At 64.1% G+C, this 19,749-nt stretch carries 20 protein-coding genes; 10 read left to right on the top strand and 10 right to left on the bottom strand.

The genetic code is table 11. The annotated features are described in order from the left end of the window. From TQ29_RS17645 to TQ29_RS17625, 5 genes are all read right to left on the bottom strand, one after another. A complete protein-coding gene (locus tag TQ29_RS17645; RefSeq protein ID WP_207642724.1) occupies positions 1–1,020 on the bottom strand; it encodes a zinc-binding dehydrogenase in 1,020 nt (339 codons plus the stop codon). Between the two features lie 171 nt (positions 1,021–1,191). Continuing rightward, the gene (locus tag TQ29_RS17640) at positions 1,192–1,671 is read right to left on the bottom strand and encodes a VOC family protein (protein WP_052071173.1); all 480 of its coding nucleotides are present in this window, start codon (positions 1,669–1,671) and stop codon (positions 1,192–1,194) included. A gap of 131 nt (positions 1,672–1,802) precedes the next feature. Next, positions 1,803–2,570 (bottom strand): SDR family NAD(P)-dependent oxidoreductase, encoded by a 768-nt coding sequence (locus tag TQ29_RS17635; protein WP_054540237.1) that lies wholly within the window; start codon positions 2,568–2,570, stop codon positions 1,803–1,805. A gap of 94 nt (positions 2,571–2,664) precedes the next feature. Beyond that, positions 2,665–3,840: a hypothetical protein gene (locus TQ29_RS17630; RefSeq protein ID WP_054540236.1), complete on the bottom strand. Its 1,176-nt coding sequence runs from the start codon at positions 3,838–3,840 to the stop codon at positions 2,665–2,667. 105 nt (positions 3,841–3,945) lie between these two features. Continuing rightward, the gene (locus TQ29_RS17625) at positions 3,946–4,506 is read right to left on the bottom strand and encodes an NADPH-dependent FMN reductase (RefSeq protein WP_052071184.1); all 561 of its coding nucleotides are present in this window, start codon (positions 4,504–4,506) and stop codon (positions 3,946–3,948) included. A gap of 466 nt (positions 4,507–4,972) precedes the next feature. On the opposite strand from TQ29_RS17625, the gene TQ29_RS17620 reads away from it, so the two are divergent. From TQ29_RS17620 to TQ29_RS17605, 4 genes are all read left to right on the top strand, one after another. Further along, on the top strand, positions 4,973–5,287 hold the full coding sequence (locus TQ29_RS17620) for a 2Fe-2S iron-sulfur cluster-binding protein (RefSeq protein WP_054540235.1): 315 nt from the start codon (positions 4,973–4,975) through the stop codon (positions 5,285–5,287). Positions 5,288–5,585: 298 nt separating this feature from the next. Further along, positions 5,586–6,812 carry a cytochrome P450 gene (locus tag TQ29_RS17615; RefSeq protein WP_054540234.1) on the top strand — a complete coding sequence of 409 codons (1,227 nt, stop codon included), beginning with the start codon at positions 5,586–5,588 and terminating at the stop codon, positions 6,810–6,812. A gap of 140 nt (positions 6,813–6,952) precedes the next feature. Further along, a complete protein-coding gene (locus TQ29_RS17610; protein ID WP_054540233.1) occupies positions 6,953–7,786 on the top strand; it encodes an NAD(P)-dependent oxidoreductase in 834 nt (277 codons plus the stop codon). 12 nt (positions 7,787–7,798) lie between these two features. Beyond that, the gene (locus tag TQ29_RS17605) at positions 7,799–8,179 is read left to right on the top strand and encodes a carboxymuconolactone decarboxylase family protein (protein WP_054540232.1); all 381 of its coding nucleotides are present in this window, start codon (positions 7,799–7,801) and stop codon (positions 8,177–8,179) included. A gap of 84 nt (positions 8,180–8,263) precedes the next feature. Here TQ29_RS17605 and TQ29_RS17600 read toward each other — a convergent pair whose 3' ends face one another. The 5 genes from TQ29_RS17600 to TQ29_RS17580 all read right to left on the bottom strand — a co-directional run bounded on the left by TQ29_RS17600 (position 8,264) and on the right by TQ29_RS17580 (position 13,525). Continuing rightward, positions 8,264–9,223, bottom strand: a complete 960-nt coding sequence (locus TQ29_RS17600) for an AraC family transcriptional regulator (protein WP_054540231.1) — start codon at positions 9,221–9,223, stop codon at positions 8,264–8,266. A 42-nt stretch (positions 9,224–9,265) separates the two neighbouring features. Further along, positions 9,266–10,909: an FAD-dependent oxidoreductase gene (locus TQ29_RS17595; protein WP_054540230.1), complete on the bottom strand. Its 1,644-nt coding sequence runs from the start codon at positions 10,907–10,909 to the stop codon at positions 9,266–9,268. 146 nt (positions 10,910–11,055) lie between these two features. Further along, positions 11,056–11,835, bottom strand: a complete 780-nt coding sequence (locus tag TQ29_RS17590; protein WP_054540229.1) for an SDR family NAD(P)-dependent oxidoreductase — start codon at positions 11,833–11,835, stop codon at positions 11,056–11,058. An 88-nt stretch (positions 11,836–11,923) separates the two neighbouring features. Further along, positions 11,924–12,238: a 2Fe-2S iron-sulfur cluster-binding protein gene (locus TQ29_RS17585; protein WP_054540228.1), complete on the bottom strand. Its 315-nt coding sequence runs from the start codon at positions 12,236–12,238 to the stop codon at positions 11,924–11,926. An 18-nt stretch (positions 12,239–12,256) separates the two neighbouring features. Then, complete coding sequence (locus TQ29_RS17580) at positions 12,257–13,525, bottom strand: cytochrome P450 (RefSeq protein ID WP_162231841.1); 1,269 nt, start codon at positions 13,523–13,525, stop codon at positions 12,257–12,259. A 341-nt stretch (positions 13,526–13,866) separates the two neighbouring features. Between TQ29_RS17580 and TQ29_RS17575 the strand changes: the two genes are divergently transcribed. From TQ29_RS17575 to TQ29_RS17550, 6 genes are read left to right on the top strand one after another with little or no spacing between them, the layout of a single operon-like run. Continuing rightward, a complete protein-coding gene (locus TQ29_RS17575; protein ID WP_054540226.1) occupies positions 13,867–14,655 on the top strand; it encodes an SDR family NAD(P)-dependent oxidoreductase in 789 nt (262 codons plus the stop codon). Positions 14,656–14,657: 2 nt separating this feature from the next. After that, positions 14,658–15,791, top strand: coding sequence for a CaiB/BaiF CoA-transferase family protein (locus TQ29_RS17570; RefSeq protein WP_054540225.1), 1,134 nt, complete (start codon positions 14,658–14,660; stop codon positions 15,789–15,791). A 21-nt stretch (positions 15,792–15,812) separates the two neighbouring features. After that, complete coding sequence (locus TQ29_RS17565; protein ID WP_054537793.1) at positions 15,813–16,571, top strand: electron transfer flavoprotein subunit beta/FixA family protein; 759 nt, start codon at positions 15,813–15,815, stop codon at positions 16,569–16,571. After that, the gene (locus tag TQ29_RS17560) at positions 16,571–17,497 is read left to right on the top strand and encodes an electron transfer flavoprotein subunit alpha/FixB family protein (protein WP_054540224.1); all 927 of its coding nucleotides are present in this window, start codon (positions 16,571–16,573) and stop codon (positions 17,495–17,497) included. Before TQ29_RS17565 ends, TQ29_RS17560 begins: the two co-directional genes overlap by 1 nt. 43 nt (positions 17,498–17,540) lie before the next feature. After that, positions 17,541–18,683 carry an acyl-CoA dehydrogenase family protein gene (locus TQ29_RS17555; protein WP_207642743.1) on the top strand — a complete coding sequence of 381 codons (1,143 nt, stop codon included), beginning with the start codon at positions 17,541–17,543 and terminating at the stop codon, positions 18,681–18,683. A gap of 10 nt (positions 18,684–18,693) precedes the next feature. Then, complete coding sequence (locus TQ29_RS17550; protein WP_054540222.1) at positions 18,694–19,746, top strand: enoyl-CoA hydratase/isomerase family protein; 1,053 nt, start codon at positions 18,694–18,696, stop codon at positions 19,744–19,746. Positions 19,747–19,749 lie beyond the last annotated feature (3 nt).

The raw sequence follows: 19,749 nt of genomic DNA, 5'->3' as shown, positions 1-19,749 counted from the left end.
TCAGGCTCCGTTCGGGGCGGGAATGTCCACGATGACCTTGCCAAAGTGGTTGCCCTGCAATGCGGTGAAGGCCTGTGCGATCTGGTCAAGCGGGAAGGTGCTCTCGATCACGGGTTCCAGCGTGTTGTCGCTGACAAAGCCGATCATCTCGTTGAAATCGGCCACGGTGCCCATTGCGGTGCCGAAGATCGTGGCGTGCCGCAGGAAAAACTCCGGCGCGTTGACTTCGAACTTGGGGCCTTGGGTCGAACCATAGATCACCACCCGGCCGCCCATGGCCACAGATCGTGTATAGGCCGCGAACGAGGCCGCTGGTGCGCCGTCGATGATCACATCGAACCCGCCCGAGGCCTTGCCGGCGGCTTTGCCCCAGCCCTCTTCGCGATAGTTGAAACCGCCCTTGGCGCCCAATGCCATGGCCTGTTCGATATTGTCGGGGTTGCCGCTGGTCACCCAGACCTCCGCGCCCTTGGCCACGGCGAAGGCCAGGGCAAAGGTCGCGACACCGCCACCGATGCCGGTGATCAGCACCTTGTCGCCCTTCTTGAGCCCGGCCTTGCGCGTCAGTGCGCGCCAGGCGGTCAGCGCCGCCGTTGGCAGGGCCGCGGCCTGGCCAAAGCTCAGATGCGCGGGTTTTGTGCAGACGTTTTCGGCGGGCACACAGATATATTGCGCCAAAGTGCCGGGGATCGGCATCCCCAGCAGGCAGAACTTGCCCGAGGGGTAATCCGGGTTGTCGCCCCAGTCGCGCGCGGGGTAAAGCACCACCTCCTGGCCGACCATTGATGCATCGACCCCGTCACCGACCGCGTCGACCACGCCCGCGCCATCGGCGCCCAGGATGCTGGGCAGGTTCATGCCGGGGTACATCCCGCGGCTGATCCACAATTCCCGGTGGTTCAACGAGGCCGCGCGCAGTGCGACACGCACCTCGCCGGCGGCGGGTTGGGGCACAGGCTCATCCTGCAGGCGGGCGGCTTCGGGGCCTTCGGCTTCGGAAAGCACAACAGCTTTCATCATTTCTCTGGTCTCCTTGGAAACGAAGGTGAGCATTCGGGGCGGGCCCCAAAACCGGCGCTGCCGGGGCGGGGCGCCAACCCGGGGGCGGAGTTCCGGGCGGCGCCTTGCGCGGTTTCTCGGTCGATGGGTGCGGCCCGCGGTGCCCGGGGCAGGACACGGGCCGCCCCAGCCTTATTCTTCAGATGCGGGATACCATTTTCCGTCATTCTTGCTCTTGTAGGGCTTGGCCACCTCGATCAGCACGCCATGCGCGCTTTTGGGTGATACCCAGCCCCATTCCTGCCAGGTCATGTCGGGGTCCTGGCTGATCGTGCCCACGGTTTCGATGCCTTCGGCGCGCAGCTTTTCAAGCGTTCCGGGCACGTCGTCGGTGGTCAGGCAAATGTGGTGCACATGCTCGCCATGCTTTTCCAGACGCTTGTACAGGGGCGTGCCTTCGCCCGGTTCGATGAACTGCATTTCCGCACCGTGATCAGACACGAACGTGGCCCAGCGCATCTTGTCTTCGCCACCTTCGAAATCCTCGTATCTGACGATCTTTTTCTCAACCTGCTTGGGATCGAGGATCTTGAGGATCTTGGTCCAGTGGTCGACGGCTACGTCGAGGTCACGTACCAGCAGGCATACATGTGCAAAGGGTCCGCTCGGCATGGTGTTCCTTTCAGATATTCTAGTTTGTTGAACCGCGAATGCGGGGTGCTTGGCCCAGATACGGCGATGCCGCACCGATCGGCACCCGACGCTCGATAGGTCGAATGCACAATTTCAGCGCGGTGGGGCGATCACAGCCGGAAACCACCATCGGCATAGATCGTCTGGCCGGTGACATAGCGCGACTCGTCGCCCGCAAGAAACGCCACGACATCGGCCAGCTCGTCGGCCGAGCCGAAGCGGCGCAGCGCGATGCGCTTGCGCTGGGTTTCCCAGATGTCGGGGGTGTAAAGGTCGCGGATGAATTCCGCCCCCAGCCCGGAATCCATCAGCCCCGGCGCCACGCAATTGGCCCGGATGCCATAGCGCCCTTCCTCACGGGCGATGGCCCGCATCAGCATTTCCATCCCGGCCTTCGGCACGGCCGACAGCGCATCGCCGGGCGGGTAGCTGACCGTTGCGATACTGGTGATGCAGACGAAATTCCCGTGCCCGGCGGCGCGAAAACCCGGCAGGATCGCCGAGACGAAACGCGTCAGCCCCATCAGCTCGATATTGAGAACGCCTTGCCAGTCGGTCTCGGTGATCTGAGACACGAACGGTTGGGCGATATGCGCGCCCGAAGCGAAAATCGCACTGTGCGGCGCGCCTTTCCACGCGGTCGCGGCGGCCACGGCGGCTGTGATCGAGCCCGCGTCGGTGGTGTCCGCCTGCGCGCATTGCGCCATTCCGGGGCCACCTAGTTCGTCGGCCAGGGCCTGCGCGGCGTCGGCGTTGCTGCGATAGGTGAAAAAGACAGGGTGGCCGCGCTGTGCCATGCCAGTGCAGATCGCGCGCCCCAGCCCGCCGGTCCCACCCGTGACAAAGACAGGCTGTGTGGATGTGCCGGTTTCCGTCATGCCACCCCTTTCGTCACGATTTCACCGTAAAACAGCGGCCCCAACGGATTCCATCGGGGCCACTGCCTTGTCTTGCGGCGCTCTCCGGCCGGTGTCAGGTCAGGTAGGACAGCGGCTGTTCCACGCCCCAACGCGCGCGCGAGAAGCTTTGTGCCGGTTCATCCCACGTCAGGTTCGCCTGGAGGCCGGCCATGTGTACGTCGCGGCCAAGGCGGCCCAGCGGATGATCCTCATACATGCCTTTCGCATCGCCCGCGGTCAGCAGACGCTCGGCGGCGCGCACGGCCAGCAGGGCGCCATAGGCCACGTTGCGGCGCGCCTCGGCGCGCTCGGCCTGATCGGGAACGTGGTTCGCTTCGCCCCATTCCTTCATCTGCTGGCAGTTGTGGCGCACATACATCATCGCGGCGGTTACCTCTGCATGCGATTCGGCAAAGCGCATCTGCGCCCCTGCGCTCAGCGCGGCGGATTCGAACGTGTGCAGGTTGATCCGGCCGGTCACCCGCTCTTCGAAGATGTCCAGAACGCCGCGCGCCATGCCGATCGTCGCGCTGAGCAGCAACTGGTTGACCACCAGGTTGAACGGCGCCCGGTAATAGGGATTGTCGGGATAGATCTCGGCGCCCGGGGTCGAGCACATTTTCAGCTGCTCAAGCGACACGAACCGGTGCGGTGGGACATAGGCATCCTTGATCACGATGGATTTGGAGCCGGTGCCGCGCAGGCCCGAGACATACCAGTCGTCCACCACCTCGAAATCGGATTTCGGAATCAGGCACAGCCCGTGCATGGTGATGAAGTGGATCCATTCGGCATAATCGCAACCGCTGGAAAACCGCATCTGGCTGTCGGTGATGCGCCAGCCATCGCCCTCGGGCTCGATGTTCAGCTTGGCCACGGCCGAGGCGGTCGAGGACATGGTGTCGGGATTGGCGTCCCAATATTCGTGCTGCGCCTCCAGCGGCAGATAGCCGACCATGAACTGGTGCCCCGGCCACTGCCCCGCCATCCAGGCCGAGGAACCGCAGCCACGGCCCACTTCCATGCCGATCTCGGCAATGGTGTCGATGCCGAATTCAAAGCCGCCGAACTTGCGCGGCTGCGCGGCGCGCAGCAGCTTGGCATCGCGGAAATCGTTCCAGGTTTCCTGGGGGATCTTGCGAATCTGTTCGCAATGGGCCGCGCGCTCGCGCAAGGTGGGGATCATGTCCCGCGCCGCCCTGATCAGGTCTTCAGGTGTCGTTTGCGAGGAAACAGCCTCAATATTCATTATCTCGCCTCCCATCGTTGTTCCTCCTATCCACAGATTTTGTCATCACAGCGCTTCGTCGGTATTCGCCTTGCGAATGCCTTTCGAAAAAACCGGCGCCGGGGGTCATGCGTAACCAAACCCCATCAACTGCTTTGCCTGGCTCTCGATCATGGTCGAAAGCGCATCGTCGATCAGCTTGCCGTCCGCATCGAACGGCTTTTGCTGCAGGCTGTTCATCGTCACGCCGACCGGAGTCGGCCAGCCGCGCAGGGAACACACGATATCGCGCAGCGAGCTGAGCGTGGTGCCCGTGGCCTGCCAGCCGGCGGCGCTGACCACCAGACCCACCGGGCATCCATCGAGATACACCCGCTTGTCGGTCATCGTGTCCTGCATCAGATCGATGGCATTCTTCACCAGCGCCGAGATACCCGCATGATAGCCGGGCGAGCCGATCACCAACCCGTCGGCCCGGCGCACGCTGTCTATGAAGTGGCGCTGCGCATCGCTGCGTTCTTCGTTTTCGGGGGCGTAGAAGGGCAGGGCCACCAGCTCTTTCGCGCCAAACATCTCGACTTTGGCGCCTTGCCGCGCGCATGCGTCCAGAACCGCACGAACCAGCAGCTCTGTACTGGATCCGCCGCGCGTCGTGCCGCCGATGCCGACAATGAATTTCTCCGTCATGTTCATCCTTCGCCTCATGCCCGGCTCCACGGGCCTTGGGTTGTGGTTCTCGAGGCGACAATACAGGGTCCGGTAAAAACCTGCCCTGCCGAAAGACAGGTCTTTTGAGTCCGGGCCGCACGGGTCCGGCCGGTGGATATGCGCGCGGGTCGCGATCCTGCGCGGCCTGTCTTGAAGCGGTCGGGGCTGCCGCCGGTTCCTGGTGCAATAAATTTGGCGGCGCCCCTTCTTAGGATAGGTCAGCTTCGGCGATGACTGCTGTTTATTGGCCCTGGCCGGACCTGCGCGGATGGATTCCGTGCGGGCAAGACATGGCATGGGGATAGGGCGGGCAGCGCGGATCCGGACGCCGTGCGCCGGGTTCGGGCATCACCGCCCTGAAGCAGGTTGGCGATGGCCGTCAGAAATACGTCGGCGGGGCGCATCGGCGCACCCGTTGGCAGATCGAGAAGCAGAGGAAGAAAACGTGCCGAAAATTACTTATGAGCAACCCGATGGTACGCGCGCGGAACTGGAGGTTGAAGAAGGGATGAGCGTGATGCGTGGCGCTGTCGACAACGGAATTGACGGGATCGTGGCCGAATGCGGCGGTGCCTGCGCTTGCGCGACCTGCCAGGTCGTCATCGGCGCAGAGTGGCGCGACAAGCTGCCGGCGCCGGGGGTTCTGGAAGAAGCCATGCTCGAAGATGTCGAGGGCGATGACCGCCGGCTGTCGTGCCAGATCGAGGTGACGGCGGAGCTTGACGGGATGGTCGTCAAGATCCCGGCCACGCAATACTGAAGGCCGGATCGCCGGGCGCTTTCGGGCCGCGCCCGATGCTGAAACGAAGCAATCCATGCCGCATTGCCCCGGTCGTTGCCGGGCTGAGCGGCGTGGTTGCGCCCGAAGTCCATCCTGCTGCCTCCGCCTCCACGCATTGCACTTGTTTACCGGGCCTGCGGAGCGCCCCGTGCCGGGCCGCGACCTAACCTTGGGTAGGTGTCATTACCGCCGAAACCCGGATTCTGTCCCTGCTTGGTTCCGGGCATGATCAAGAAAACGCCGAAAGCGACGTATGAGCCCAGTGGAGGAGAAAAAAATGGAATTAGACCTGTCACCCAAAGAAGTGGAAATTCCGGCACATGTTCCTGACGAACTTGTGCTGCCGTTTCCGTTCCTTTTCGGCGTAAAGACCAAACAGGACCCGTTTGGCGAGCTTGCCGCGCAGGTGCATGCCGAAACGCCGCCGATCTTCTATTCGAAACACGCTTATCCGGGTGGCACTCCGGCCTGGGTTGTCCGCACCGCGGAAGATCTGAAAACCATTCACTTCGACACTGAGAATTTCTCGAACAAGGGCTTTTCGCCCTTCTCGATGATCATCGGCGAAACATGGAATCTGGTACCGGCCGAATCCGATCCGCCCATTCACGCGCACTATCGCGCTTTCGTCAGCCGGGTGTTCTCTCCGGGCGCCATCGCCAAGCTGGAAGACAAGATCCGTGGCTATGCCCGCGAGTATGTCGAAGGGTTGAAAGACAAGGGCAAATGCGAGTTCATGCGCGATTTCGCCTTCGAATTCCCGATCAAGGTGTTCATGGAACTGATGGGCCTGCCGCAATCGCGGACCAAGCAGTTCCTGGAATGGGAAGAGGCCATGCTGCACAGCCATGACCTTAAAAAGATGGCGGTCGCGACGCGTTCTGTCGTTGATTACCTGCGCGAGGAACTGGCCGACCGCCGCGAGAACCCGACGGACGATCTGTTCACCTACGGGGTGCAGGCCAAGATCGACGGGCGCGAACTGACCGATGACGAACTGGTCGGCTTTACCTTCAACCTGTTCATCGGCGGTCTGGATACGGTTTCGACCCAGATGGGTCTGCAGTTCCTGCACCTGGCCCGCAACCCCGAGCACCAGAAGATGCTGCGCGATGATCCTTCGCTGATCCCCGCGGCCATCGACGAGCTGATGCGCGCCTATCCCGCCGTGACGGTGTTCAAGACCGTGACGCAGCCGTGCGAGTTGAAGGGCGTCAAGTTCATGCCCGGCGACAAGGTGGTGATGTCGGCCACGCTGGCTGGGCGCGATCCGGCTGAATACGATGCCGCCAACGAGATCCGGTTTGACCGGGAATCCGACGGGCACCTGAGCTTTGGCTATGGCCCGCATCTGTGCCTGGGCATGCACCTGGCGCGCCGGGAAATGCGCATCGCGATGGAGGAGTTCCTGCGCGCCGTTCCCGAGTTCCGGCTCAAGGACGGCGTCGAGGTTGAGCACTATCTGGGCATGATCCAGCCCACGGCGGTCGATCTCGTCTGGTAAGCCTCTGGGGGCTTGATCTTCTCCACGCCAAACGCAGCAGATGCGGCAGCAATTGCCGCATCTTTCCACAAGACAAAAAACGCCAGAACGCTGGCGCCGCCCGACTTTGGGCGGGCAGAGACACTTAGGGAGAACTCGGAATGAAAAATGCGGGGGTTATCGGACTTGGCATGATCGGCGGCGGGGTTGCCGTTTGCCTGGCCCGAACCGGTCAGCTTGCGGCGGTCTACGACATCCGGCCGGACGCGGCGGATGCGCTCGAGGGTGTGCCGGCGGTCGTGGCCTCTCCGGCGGAACTGGCCAAGGTTTCGGATACGATCCTGGTCGCGGTGGTCAGCGCCCAGCAGGTGATTGACGTGCTGTCGGGCCCCGACGGGGTGCTGACCCATGCACGCCCCGAGATGACGATCGTGGTTCTGGCCACGGTGTCCTTGACCGAGCTGGAAAGGATCCGCGCCGTGACCGATGCGGCCGGCGTTGGTCTGGTCGATGCCGGTGTGACCGGCGGCTTGAAGGCCAAGGAAGGCGGGTTGGTCAGCATGGTCGGCGGAGACGCGGCCGTGGTTGAACGGATCATGCCGGTTCTGAACGGGTTCTCGCAACACGTCGCGCGCATGGGCGACAGCGGCGCCGGGATGACGGCCAAGATCGCGCGCAACGTGGTGGTCTATGGCACCTATCGCGCCGGTCAGGAAGCCGCCGCGCTGTGTCGGGCGGCCGGTGTCGATATCGCCGTTCTGACCAAGGTGATCGACGAAAGCGCCGAAGGCGTCGGCGGCCCGATGATGCTGGCCAACCGCGCCGACCCGATGACCGATGAGACCGAATTCAGGATCCGTCAGGGCATGAAGCAGCTGATGCTCAAGGATCTGCAGGCGGCCAAGGACATGGCCGGGGATACCGGGATCGAACTGCCTCTGGTCGATCTGAACATCACCGATGCCGACACCCTTGTCGGCACCAAAAAGCCGTAACGGAGAAGTCCCATGAGCAACGACAAGACAACCGATTGGAACAACGGGCTTGAGGTCGTCGATTCCGTCTATGGCGCGGGCGCGTCGGGCATGATGAAGGGGCTGGAAGGCTCGCCTTTCGTCCATGACACCGTCGCCCAGCTTTTCGGTGAGGTCTGGAAGGACCCCACCATCTCGATGCGTGACAAGCGGCTGATGGTGATCGGCGTGACCGCCGGTCTGGGCCGCATGGATCTGATCGAAACACAGATCGCCGGCGCGCTGGCCAATGACGAGCTGTCGGAGGCTGAACTGGCGGAAATTCCGCGCTTTCTGATGTATTACGTGGGGGCGGGCAATGCCTCTGCGGTGTTCCAGGGCATCCAGACGGCGAAAGCCAAGCGCAGGGGATAGGCGCTGCGGCCTTCAAAGCGGCGCCGCCTCGGCCCGCCTGCCAGATCGAACGCCCGGCGGATCGCACGTGATCCCGCCGGGCGTTCAGGTTTCGGGCCCGAAATCGCTGACCACCTCGCTGGCGCGGAAATTGATCGGTGATATGCCGAAATAGCGCTTGAACGCCCGTCCGAAGGCGCCTTCATTCGCGTATCCCACACGCCAGGCCACATCCGACACAGACATCGGGCTTGACCGAAGCAGATCCTGCGCAACGGCCATCCGGACCCCCAGAAGATATTGCGCCGGGGTCTCGCCCATGGTTTCGGCAAAGGTGGTGGCGAAGACGGTGCGCGACATGCCCGCTTCGCGCGCCAGGCTGGCGACGCTCCACTTCTTCTCGGGCGCGCGGTGAATGGCCCGCAGGACAGGCGTGATCCGGAACAGCGCGGCGCGGCCGAAGGTGCGGTCCTTGGCGTGTTCGGATTGGAAGTATTCCTGTATCGCGCGGATGATCGCCGCCTCGGTCATGCGGCGCAGGATCGCCTGATCGCCGGGGTCGGTGGAGTTGCGCAGATCCTCGATGAACCCCGCCATGGTGCGCATCCACGAAACCAGCGCGCCGTCTTCGGCCCGGAAGATCAGCGCGAAGGGCAGCAGCTTGAGCAGCGGATTGGCCCGTTGAACGTCGACCCGGCATATGGCATGGCCGATCGCGGCCCCCTTGCTGTCGGCGCTGCTATAGAGCTTGTGCGGCTTGCCATGCGGGATCAGGCACAGATCGCCAACCTCCAGCATGAATTCGGCGCCGGCGATTTCGATGATGGCGCTGCCCTCGCGCAGCTCATAGCTGAAAACCTCGCCCTGCCCTGAAAACGAAAGCGCCCACGGCGCCGCGTAAGAGGCGGTGAAGAAGGAATAGGTTTCGCAATGGATCGTGTCGAGCAGATCCGGCAGGGCCTCCCAGCTTTTGGATGTGACGGGGCCGCCCGGCTGGGCCTCTGTAACCCCGCCCGCGGTCGCGGACGGGGAGATGTCGATATTCGTCGGCGCCCTGTCTGTCATAGCCTTGCATGATCCCGGCCGGGGGGGCCTGTCAACCGGCCTCTAGCCTGCGTTGGATTGCATCATCGTCTGGGCCGACAGATAGCCTTGCAGCAGTCCGCGCATATTCGCGATGCCGCTGTTATAGCCGCCGCCGATATCCAGCCAGGCCGCCGCGTTTCCAGCGGCAAAAAGGCCAGGCACGCCGTCGCCGCGCGCGTTGACCACGCGGGCGTTTTCGTCCACCCGCAGCCCGGCGCTGGGCACACCCATCACCACCCGCACCAGCGGGACGGCATAGAAGGGGCCGCGCTCCAGCGGGCCGAAGTTGGGGTGCACCGGCATCCGCCCGTCCCCCGTCATCAGCGTGCCCCAGGGGGTTTCGTGGCGGCCGAAATCCGGATCCTCACCGGTTTCGCAGAACCCGTTGAACCGATCGACCTGCGCCTTCAGCCCTTCCGCGTCGATGCCGGTCTTTGCGGCCAGTTCCTCAAGCGTGTCTGCCTGTTCGGCCACGCCTTCGGGCAGAGGCATGCCGGGATAGGACGGCAGCAGCGAATATTTCTCGCGGAAGTTCTCGTCAAAGACCAGCCAGGCGGGCCAGTTCACCAGCGCCTCGCCCTGACCGTCGAAGCGCCAGGCCTTGGTGGCCACATCCGGGTAGAAGGCATCGTTGGCGAACCGCTTGCCGGTCTTGTTGACGATGATCGAATGGGGCTGTCCGGGCACCAGCATCCGCTGGGACATCTTGCCGTAGATTTCTTCGGAGGGCACCTTGTAGCCCACGAAGATCGGCGTCTGCGCGGGCGCGCGTACCGCCACCGGAATGGCGCCCGCATCGGAGGCCAGCGCGAAATGGTCGCCCTCGACCGAGGGGGGGCACATGCTGCCGGCGCCGGGCATGGTTTCGTGCGAGCGCACAAGATCGGCGTTCCAGTCATAGCCGCTGGTGGCCAGAACGACGCCGCGGCGCGTGCGCACGCGGATCACACCCTCGGGGGTGGTGACCTCGGCGCCGACCACGCGGCCCTCTTCGCTGATGATGCGCGTCACCGGGCTTTCGGCCAGAATTTCGACCCCCCGGTCCAGCGCGGCCTTGAGCATCCAGGCCGCCAGCCCGGCGCCCGCACAGCGTTCGTCCTTGCCGATATGCTCGGCCAGAAGGTCACCCACGAACGGGCCCTTGCCGGTCTGCATCGCGTTGAATTCGTTCGAGGTCACATAGCTGTAGCCATGCCCATAGGGCGAGGTCCGGCAGCGCGCGGCCCACTCGCCCAGTTGGGTGGCGTCGAAGGGTTCGACCTCAAGATAGCGGCCCTCGGGTTTCGATCCGGGCAGCTTGGGATAGTAGTAATCAGGCAGGTCGCGGATGACCTGCAGCCGGATCCCGATCCGGTCTTCGAAGAAATCCAGCACTTCGTTGCCGCGCTGGACATAGACGTCGCGCAGCTCTGGGATGGCCAGACCCTGAGACAGGGCCTCCATGTATTCGTTGGTTTCCTCAAGGCTGTCTTCGACGCCGGCCTCTTTGGCATAGCGATTGCCGCCGAACCAGATCTGCCCGGACGAAAGCGCCTGAACGCCACCCAAAAGTTCGTCTTTCTCGGCGACCAGAACGGTGCCACCGAATTCCGCGGCAGCAATGGCGGCCGCCAGCCCGCCGGCGCCCGAGCCGGCGCACAGGACATCAACTTCGCGATCCCACATGGTTTTTCCTCCCGTTTGCGCCGGTCTTGCGATGATCGGTCATCGGTTTCTTCCGGCTGTTCCACCTGGGGCCCTGGTCAGGACTGGGGCCCCAGGTCGTTCGCTTCAGATCGGACCCTCAAGATCGGGGCCCTTGTCCGAAAAGATCAGCGCGCGCTCCAGCCGCCGTCCACGGGCAGCAGGTGGCCGGTCACCATCGACGCCTCGTCCGAGCACAGCCACAGCATTGCTGCGGCCTGTTCCGCGGTTTCGATGGGGCGCTTGATGGCTTGTTCTTCCAGCATGCGGTTGATGATCATCTCGGCGATCTCGGGACCGGCCTTGTAATAGGCTTTGGTCGGCGTGACGCCCGGCGCGATGCAGTTCACCCGTACGCCGCGTTCGGCATACTGGACCGCGGCAAAACGCGTCAGCTGAATCAGCCCCGCCTTGGCCGCCGAATAGGCCGCGCCCGATTCCGGGACAAAGGCCATCCCCGCCAGGGACGAGACATTGACGATGCTGCCGCCGCCGTTCTCGATCATGTGGCCGATCTGGTACTTCATGCCCAGAAAGGCGGTGCGCAGGCAGATCGCCATCGTGCCGTCCCAGCCCTCCAGGCTTTGGGTGTGGAACTCGGGGCCGTGGGCCGCATCGCCGATCGCCTCGCCGATCACGTTGGCGGCGATGTGCAGGCCGCCGAATTTCTGAACGGTGGCGTTCACGATACGGTCGACATCGGCTTCGTTCGTGCCGTCGGCCTGGATGAACTCGACGTCCGCGCCGGCGTCGCGCAGGCGTTTCGCGGCGGCTTCACCGGCTTCGGCATTGATGTCCGAAAGCATGACACGGGCGCCTTCCGTGGCGAAGCCAATCGCGGCAGCCTCGCCAATTCCCCCCGCAGCAGCCGTTACAAGAACAGCCTTCCCGTCAAATCTTTTCTGCATTTGTGTTTCTTTCTTGATGAGAGTGAAAGACACCGGAGAACGCACCGACCTCCTTCGATGCGTTCCCCGGCTGCTTCATTCAAAATGCCTATTCCTCTGGCGCCAGTGTCACCTTGAGGCCATCAAGCGAGTCATCCATCTGGACCTGGCACGACAGACGCGACGTGGGTTTGGTTTCCTCGAGCAGGTCCACCATCTCGGCCTCGATCTCACCTGCTTCGGGCAGTTTCGAGAGCCAGGCTTCATCCACATAGACATGACAGGTGCCGCAGGCCGCGGCCCCGCCGCATTCCGCCGCGATATGGTACCCGGCATCCCTGAGTACATGCATCAGGGACTCCGTCATCGTTACGTCAACTTGCTTCTCCGACCCGTCCCGGTCGGTTACGTTCAAAATAGGCATTCTGTATTCTTCTCCGCCTCAGTTCGTCTGCATCGGAACGCGGTCCGGTGCCATCTCGCCAAACATGCCCTGATAGACAGGATCGAAATCCGGGTCCGCGAGGCGGAGATTCGGGAACCGTGCCATCATCTGTTCCAGGCTCTTGCGGATCACCATGCGGGCAAGCCGGTTGCCGATGCAGTGATGCGCGCCGGCGCCGAAGGTCATGATCGCCTGCGGGTTGCGCTTGATGTCGAACGTCTCAGGCTTGTCATAGACGGCCGGGTCATAGTTGGTCGCCTGGGCGGACGCGAGAACCACCATGTTCTTCGGGATCTTGACGCCGGCAAGCTCGGTGTCGCGGGTGGCATAGCGCGGGAAGGTGAAGAACCCGGTGCTCTGATAGCGCAGGCATTCGGTCACGGCCATGTCGGTCATCGACGGATCGGCCTTGAGCATGTCGAACTGATCGGGGTGACGACCAAGGTTCAGAAGCGCGGTCGCGATGCTGGTTGCGGTGGTGCCAAGGGCCGCGCCGCAGACGGCGTTGATCTGACCGAACAGCTCCTCGTCGGTGAGCTTGTCGTCGTTGTCGCGCGCGTGAACCATCTTGCCGATCATGTCGTTGGTCGGGTTCTTGCGACGATCCTCGAGGATCTCCATCATCACCTGCTGCAGCGCGCCAGCCGATTCCAGGAATTCCTGGGGATAGGGCTCGCCGGGCGCGAGACCCATGATGAGGCCGAAGCTGTCATGCGCACGCTTGAAGGCGTTTTGCTGCTCGGGCGTGAGGTTGAACGCCGCGCCTAGCAGGACATGGCCGATGATGTCACCCGAGAAGTCGCTCATCACCTCGAAGGTGTCGCCGTTCGCCTCGATGGCGTCGAGCTTGGCCTCGATGATCTTCGCAGTCGCTTCCTCCAGCGCCTTGACGCCGGCAGGCATGAATGCGGGCATCATCAGGCGACGGATCCGGGCATGGTCGGCGCCATCCATCTGCGCGACCGCCTTCAGGCCGCCGAAGAAGTCGAAGATCTCGTAGCCGGGGATCGGCGGCATCTCGACCGAGTAGACGTCGGGATTGAGATAGACCTCCTGCGCGTCGGCATAGCGGCCGCAGACGACCACGGGGATGCCGCGGCGGTTGCAGTAGAACGGGCCGCGCTTTGCCCAGTCACGCATATGTTGAATGCCGTTCTGGCGGACGCTTTCCTCGGCCAGGTCAAGATCAATATAGTACTGCTGATCCAGATCCTCGAGCCGGGGGCCGGTGGCCTGTTCGGTCACTGTGTCTAAAGTGGCTTCCATGAAACTTCCTCCCATTTTGCATTGCACTGACGACTGTGCGGAGCATCGGAATATGACCGCAAACATCTTTTTGTCGCAATAACATATATTTTCTCAATGCCGCACACTGTCCAGTGCCGCGCGTTCGGATTGCAAGGCTATTCGTTCGAATAGCGCCGAGACGGGCATGTCCAAGCGGGCGCAAATGCCCACTCACCATGTGTCTCTGCACACCGGCGAGCGCCTTGCTCGTTCTGTCTTTATCACCGGGGTTCACCTGCCGGACACCTATCGCCCGGCAGGTGACCGGCAGGGGGGTTCCGCGCTGTTTGTCGCGCAAAACGCATGGATATGGAGGAATTATGTCGGTCATCGTGACAGGTGCTGCAAGCGGGATCGGACGCGCAACCGCTATAGAATTTGCGAAACACCCCCTGGGCGATCAGGCAAAGCTCGTGCTGGTGGACCGCGACGAGGCGGGTCTTGCGACCCTGACCTCCGAATTGGACGCGCTGGGCGCGGCCTCGGCGACATGCGTGGCCGATCTGATGGACCCAAAGGCGGGCGACGTTGTGGTTTCCGCCACTCTGGCCGCCTTTGACGGTATCGACGCGCTGATCAGCAATGCGGGCGCGATCCACATGGTGCCGTTGGCCGAGATGACGACCGGCCAGTTCGACATGCTGATGAACATCAACGCGCGGGCGACGCTGGTGCTGGGGCAGGCCGCGCGGCCGCATTTGGCAAAGTCGGGCGGTGCGATCATTGCGACGGCCTCGACCGCGGCGGAGAACCCGATCGTCCCGCTGGGGGCCTATAGCGCCAGCAAGGCAGCTCTTGTGATGCTGATGCGGCAGATGGCGGCGGAATGGGGCCCCGAGGGCATCCGCTGCAACTGTGTCTCGCCCGGGCCCACCCATACGGCGATGACGGCGGCTTCTTATGACGACCCCGAGGCGCGGGCGGCGCGCGCCGCCGAGATTCCGCTGGGGCGGGTCGGCTCGCCCGAGGATCTGGCGCGCGCGATCCGCTTTCTGGCCGGGCCGGACGCCAGCCATATCAGCGGGGTGAACCTGCTGGTGGATGGTGGAATCAGCGCAAATATCGCAACATCGAAAAGCAGCGCGGCCAACAAGATCGAGAATAAATAACCATGACCGAGACCCCGAAGGGCCCGCTTGCCGGTATCCGTATTGTCGAGTTCGACGCAATCGGCCCGGTGCCGCTGTGCGCGACGATCCTGGCCGATCTTGGCGCCGATATCGTGCGTCTTGCCCGTGCGGGCGGTCAGGCCGCCTATGCGGATGTGGGCGGGGCGATCCTGCACCGGGGCCGCACCGCCGTCGAACTGAACCTCAAGGACCCGGCCGACCGCGCGGCGGCGCTTGACCTGATCGGCGCGGCGGACGTTCTGATCGAAGGCTTCCGCCCCGGCGTGATGGAGCGGCTGGGCCTGGGCCCCGACGACTGTATGGCGGTGAATCCTGCGCTGATCTACGGCCGGATGACCGGCTGGGGCCAGACCGGCCCGCTGGCGCCGCGTGCCGGGCACGACATCAACTATATTGCCATCGCGGGTGCCCTGGGCACGATGGGCGAGGCCGGCCGCCCGCCAATGCCGCCGCTGAACCTTGTCGGCGATTATGGCGGCGGGGCGATGTTCCTGGCCATGGGCGTGCTCGCGGCGGTGATCGAGGCGCGCAGCTCCGGCAAGGGGCAGGTGGTTGATGCGGCGATGACCGACGGGGTGGCGATGCTGATGAGTCTCTTCATCGCGCTGCGGCAAGGCAGCGGCTGGGGGCCGGAGCGGGAAGCGAACCTGCTCGACGGCGGGATGCCCTTCTATCGCTGCTACGAATGCGCCGATGGCGGTTATGTTGCGGTCGGCGCGCTCGAGCCGCAGTTCTTCCGCGCTTTGCTGGACGGGCTTGGCCTTGATCCGGCGAAATTCCCGCAGATGGACAAGGCGGGCTGGCCCGCGATGCGCGACCGGTTCGCCGCCTGTTTTGGCAGCAAAAGCCGGGATGAATGGGCCGGGGTGTTCGACGGCAGCGATGCCTGTGTGTCGCCGGTGCTGGATCTGCTGGACGCGGCAGATCACCCCCATAACGCGGGGCGCGGCACATTCCTCCGCCACGAGGGGGTCGTGCATCCGGCCCCGGCGCCGCGATTCTCGCGCACTCCGGGGGCGATCCGCCCGGCCGCGACACGGACCGCCGCCGAGATGCTTGCGGTTTGGACGACCGGCCGGTCTTATGGCGCCGACGACGACATAAATTCGAAATGAAGACAATCGAAGGTAGGAAGTATGAAGGTATTGGTACCTGTCAAGCGCGTGATCGACTATAACGTGAAGGTTCGCGTGAAGGCGGACGGGAGCGGTGTCGATCTTGCGAATGTCAAGATGTCGATGAACCCGTTCGACGAGATCGCGGTGGAAGAGGCGATCCGTCTGAAAGAGGCGGGTGTCGCGACCGAGATTGTTGCGGTTTCGATCGGCGTGAAGCAGGCGCAGGAGACGCTGCGCACGGCGCTTGCGATGGGCGCCGATCGCGCCATTCTTGTGGTGGCCGCCGATGACGTGCATCAGGACATCGAGCCGCTGGCGGTGGCCAAGATCCTCAAGGGCGTGATCGACGCCGAGGAGCCCGGTCTGGTGATCGCGGGCAAGCAGGCGATCGACAATGACATGAACGCGACCGGCCAGATGCTGGCGGCGCTGCTGGGCTGGGGCCAGGCGACCTTCGCCTCGGAGCTGACGGTCGAGGGCGATCATGCCACCGTCACCCGCGAGGTCGATGGCGGGCTGCAGACCATCAAGGTCACGCTTCCGGCGATCGTCACCGCGGATCTGCGGCTCAACGAGCCGCGCTATGCGTCGCTGCCCAACATCATGAAAGCCAAGAAGAAGCCGATGGAGGAAAAGACGGCGGCCGATTACGGCGTCGATGTCACGCCGCGCCTGCAGGTGGTCGGCACCGCCGAACCCGCCGCGCGCCAGGCCGGCGAAATGGTCGGCTCGGTGGACGAGCTGGTGGCGAAACTCAAAGCGGCGGGAGCGATCTGATGGCTGTACTTCTTCTGGCGGAACTCACGGGCGGCGCCCTGGCCGTGGACGCGACCGCAAAGGCGCTGAGCGCCGCGAAACAGCTGGGCGATGTGACGGTTCTGTGCGCTGGCGCCTCCTGTGCGGATGCGGCCGGGGCCGCGGCGGAACTTGATGGCGTGGCACGGGTGCTCTGCGCCGATGATGCGATCTATGGCAACGGTCTGGCCGAACCGGTCGCCGCTCTGATCGTCAGCCTGGCGGGGGAGTATGAACATTTCGTTGCCCCGGCCACGGCGAGCGCGAAAAACATCATGCCGCGGGTGGCGGCGCTTCTGGATGTGATGGTGATTTCCGATGTGTCGGGCGTGGTTTCGGGCGATACGTTCGAGCGGCCGGTCTATGCCGGCAACGCGATCCAGACGGTGAAATCGACGGATGCGAAAAAGGTGCTGACGATCCGCACCTCGACCTTCGACGCGGCGGGCGCGGGCGGTTCGGCGGCTGTCGAGCCCATCGGCGCGGCGGCCGATCCGGGCCTTTCGGAATGGGTGGAAGACAAGGTCGCCGCCTCCGACCGGCCCGAGCTGACCTCGGCCGGCGTGGTGGTCTCGGGCGGGCGCGGCGTGGGTTCGGAAGAGAATTTCGCGCTGATCGAGCAGCTGGCCGACAAGCTGGGCGCCGCCGTTGGCGCCTCGCGCGCGGCGGTCGATTCGGGCTATGCGCCGAACGACTGGCAGGTGGGCCAGACCGGCAAGGTGGTGGCCCCGGCGCTCTATGTCGCGGTCGGCATCTCGGGCGCGATCCAGCACCTCGCCGGCATGAAGGACAGCAAGATCATCGTCGCCATCAACAAGGACGAAGACGCCCCGATCTTCCAGGTCGCCGATTACGGCCTCGTCGCCGATCTCTTCAAGGCAGTACCAGAGCTGATCGACAAGCTGTAAGAAGGGGCGGTATCTACGGCGAAGCAGGAGGAGGGCGCGCATGATAGACTTCACACCCAGCGAGGATCAACTGGCATTTCGGGAGATGGCGGAGGGGTTCGCGCTGAACGAGTTGCGGCCCAACGCCATCGAATGGGACGAAGCCAAACATTTCCCCACCGATGTTCTGGCGCAGGCCGGGGCCCTGGGTCTGGGCGCGATCTACACGCGCGACGACGTGGGCGGGTCGGGGCTTGGCCGGGTGGATTCGGTGATGATCTTCGAGGCCCTGGCGAAGGGTTGCCCGACGATCGCGGCCTATATCTCGATCCACAACATGTGCTGCTGGATGATCGACACCTACGGCACCGGAGACCAGCGCGCCGCCTGGTGCCCGAAGCTGGCCACGATGGACACGCTGGCCAGCTATTGCCTGACCGAACCGGGCGCGGGCTCGGACGCCTCGGCGCTGAGCACGCGGGCGGTGAAGGATGGCGACGATTACCTGCTGACGGGTCAGAAGCAGTTCATCTCGGGGGCGGGCACCTCGGATGTCTATATCGTGATGGCGCGCACGGGCGATGCGGGGCCGGGGGGGATCTCGGCCTTTCTGGTGGAGAAGGACACGCCCGGCCTGAGCTTTGGCGCGAATGAACGCAAGATGGGCTGGAACGCCCAGCCCACGCGCACGGTGAACATGGATAATATGCGCGTGCCCGCGGCCAACATGCTGGGGGCCGAGGGCAAGGGGTTCAACATCGCGATGTCGGGGCTGAACGGCGGGCGCATCAACATCGCGGCCTGTTCGCTTGGGGGCGCGCAGGCGGCGCTGGATGCCACCGTTGCCTACATGCGCGACCGCAAGGCCTTTGGCAAAGCGCTGATCGCGATGCCGACGCTGCAGTTCCGGCTGGCCGAGATGGCGACCAAGGTGGAAGTGGCGCGCACGATCCTGTGGCGCGCGGCCTCCAGCCTGGATGCCAAGGCCCCCGAGGCCACGACGCTGTGCGCCATGGCCAAGCAGTTCGTGACGGACGAATGTTTCAACGTCGCCAATGACGCGTTGCAGCTGCATGGCGGCTATGGCTACCTGAGCGAATACGGGATCGAGAAGATCGTGCGCGACCTGCGGGTGCATCAGATTCTGGAAGGCACGAACGAGATCATGCGGCTGATCGTGTCGCGGTCTGTGATCGCGGAAAACTGAAGGGCGGAAAATGAGTGAAGAACCGGTAATCATCAGCCGCGAGGGCAGCCTGGGCCGGCTGCACCTGAACCGTCCGAAGGCGATCAACAGCCTGACGCTCGAGATGGTCCGGCTGATCGACAAGGGCCTGACCGAGTTCGAGGGGGATGACAGCATCGCAAGCGTGCTGATCACTGGCGAGGGCGAGCGCGGCCTGTGCGCCGGCGGCGACATCATCGCACTTTACGAGTCGGGCAAGGCCAAGACGCCCGATGCGGAACGGTTCTGGGCCGAGGAATATGTGCTGAACGCGCGTATCGCCGCCTATCCCAAGCCCTATGTGGCCTTCATGGACGGGATCACGATGGGCGGCGGCGTCGGCGTGTCGGCCCATGGCAGCCACCGGATCGTCACCGACCGTACCCGCCTGGCCATGCCCGAAACCGGCATCGGGTTCTTCCCTGATGTGGGCGGGACCTGGATTCTGGGCCGCGCGGCGGGCGAGGTCGGCACCTATATCGGGCTGACCGGCGCCAGCTTCGGCGCGGCCGATGCGATCTATGCGGGCTTTGCCGACTATTACATGCCGGCGGGCAAGCTGGGCGATCTGGCCGCCGCCCTGGCGGGCCTGCCCGCAGACGCGGGCGGGTCAGAGGTGGACGCGGCGATCAAGGGGCTGGCAGAGGGTGCGCCAGGCGCGACCATCGCGGAAAATCGCGCCGCCATTGATGCGGCTTTCGCGGCGGATACGGTCGAAGAGATCATCGCCGCGCTCGAGGCGCAGGGCACCGAATTCGCGCAAAAGACGCTCAAGACCCTTGGCCAGAAATCGCCCACCAGCCTGAAGATCACCCTTGGCCTGCTGCGCGCGGCGCGCGGCAGCAAGGACCTGAAGGAATGTCTGGACCGCGAGTTCGCTGCCACGGGCCTCATTCTTGAAGGCCCCGATTTCTACGAAGGCGTGCGCGCGGCCGTGATCGACAAGGACCGCAACCCCACATGGGTGCCCGCCACGCTGGCCGAGGCAAAGGCGCCCGATCTGGGCGCGCTCGCCGCGGCCCATGACACACTTTTCAACAGCTAAACC

Source organism: Actibacterium sp. EMB200-NS6 (assembly GCF_001305615.1).
Taxonomy (GTDB): Bacteria; Pseudomonadota; Alphaproteobacteria; order Rhodobacterales; family Rhodobacteraceae; genus Actibacterium_A; species Actibacterium_A naphthalenivorans.
This window is presented reverse-complemented; position numbering and strand designations above follow the sequence as displayed.

Coding starts and splice junctions, on each gene's coding strand:
- TQ29_RS17635 (WP_054540237.1), bottom strand. CDS start 2,570: ATGACGGAAACCGGCACATCCACACAGCCTGTCTTTGTCACGGGTGGG.
- TQ29_RS17575 (WP_054540226.1), top strand. CDS start 13,867: ATGTCGGTCATCGTGACAGGTGCTGCAAGCGGGATCGGACGCGCAACC.
- TQ29_RS17550 (WP_054540222.1), top strand. CDS start 18,694: ATGAGTGAAGAACCGGTAATCATCAGCCGCGAGGGCAGCCTGGGCCGG.
- TQ29_RS17585 (WP_054540228.1), bottom strand. CDS start 12,238: ATGCCTATTTTGAACGTAACCGACCGGGACGGGTCGGAGAAGCAAGTT.
- TQ29_RS17615 (WP_054540234.1), top strand. CDS start 5,586: ATGGAATTAGACCTGTCACCCAAAGAAGTGGAAATTCCGGCACATGTT.
- TQ29_RS17610 (WP_054540233.1), top strand. CDS start 6,953: ATGAAAAATGCGGGGGTTATCGGACTTGGCATGATCGGCGGCGGGGTT.
- TQ29_RS17580 (WP_162231841.1), bottom strand. CDS start 13,525: ATGGAAGCCACTTTAGACACAGTGACCGAACAGGCCACCGGCCCCCGG.
- TQ29_RS17560 (WP_054540224.1), top strand. CDS start 16,571: ATGGCTGTACTTCTTCTGGCGGAACTCACGGGCGGCGCCCTGGCCGTG.
- TQ29_RS17640 (WP_052071173.1), bottom strand. CDS start 1,671: ATGCCGAGCGGACCCTTTGCACATGTATGCCTGCTGGTACGTGACCTC.
- TQ29_RS17595 (WP_054540230.1), bottom strand. CDS start 10,909: ATGTGGGATCGCGAAGTTGATGTCCTGTGCGCCGGCTCGGGCGCCGGC.
- TQ29_RS17570 (WP_054540225.1), top strand. CDS start 14,658: ATGACCGAGACCCCGAAGGGCCCGCTTGCCGGTATCCGTATTGTCGAG.
- TQ29_RS17600 (WP_054540231.1), bottom strand. CDS start 9,223: ATGACAGACAGGGCGCCGACGAATATCGACATCTCCCCGTCCGCGACC.
- TQ29_RS17625 (WP_052071184.1), bottom strand. CDS start 4,506: ATGACGGAGAAATTCATTGTCGGCATCGGCGGCACGACGCGCGGCGGA.
- TQ29_RS17605 (WP_054540232.1), top strand. CDS start 7,799: ATGAGCAACGACAAGACAACCGATTGGAACAACGGGCTTGAGGTCGTC.
- TQ29_RS17645 (WP_207642724.1), bottom strand. CDS start 1,020: ATGATGAAAGCTGTTGTGCTTTCCGAAGCCGAAGGCCCCGAAGCCGCC.
- TQ29_RS17630 (WP_054540236.1), bottom strand. CDS start 3,840: ATGAATATTGAGGCTGTTTCCTCGCAAACGACACCTGAAGACCTGATC.
- TQ29_RS17590 (WP_054540229.1), bottom strand. CDS start 11,835: ATGCAGAAAAGATTTGACGGGAAGGCTGTTCTTGTAACGGCTGCTGCG.
- TQ29_RS17565 (WP_054537793.1), top strand. CDS start 15,813: ATGAAGGTATTGGTACCTGTCAAGCGCGTGATCGACTATAACGTGAAG.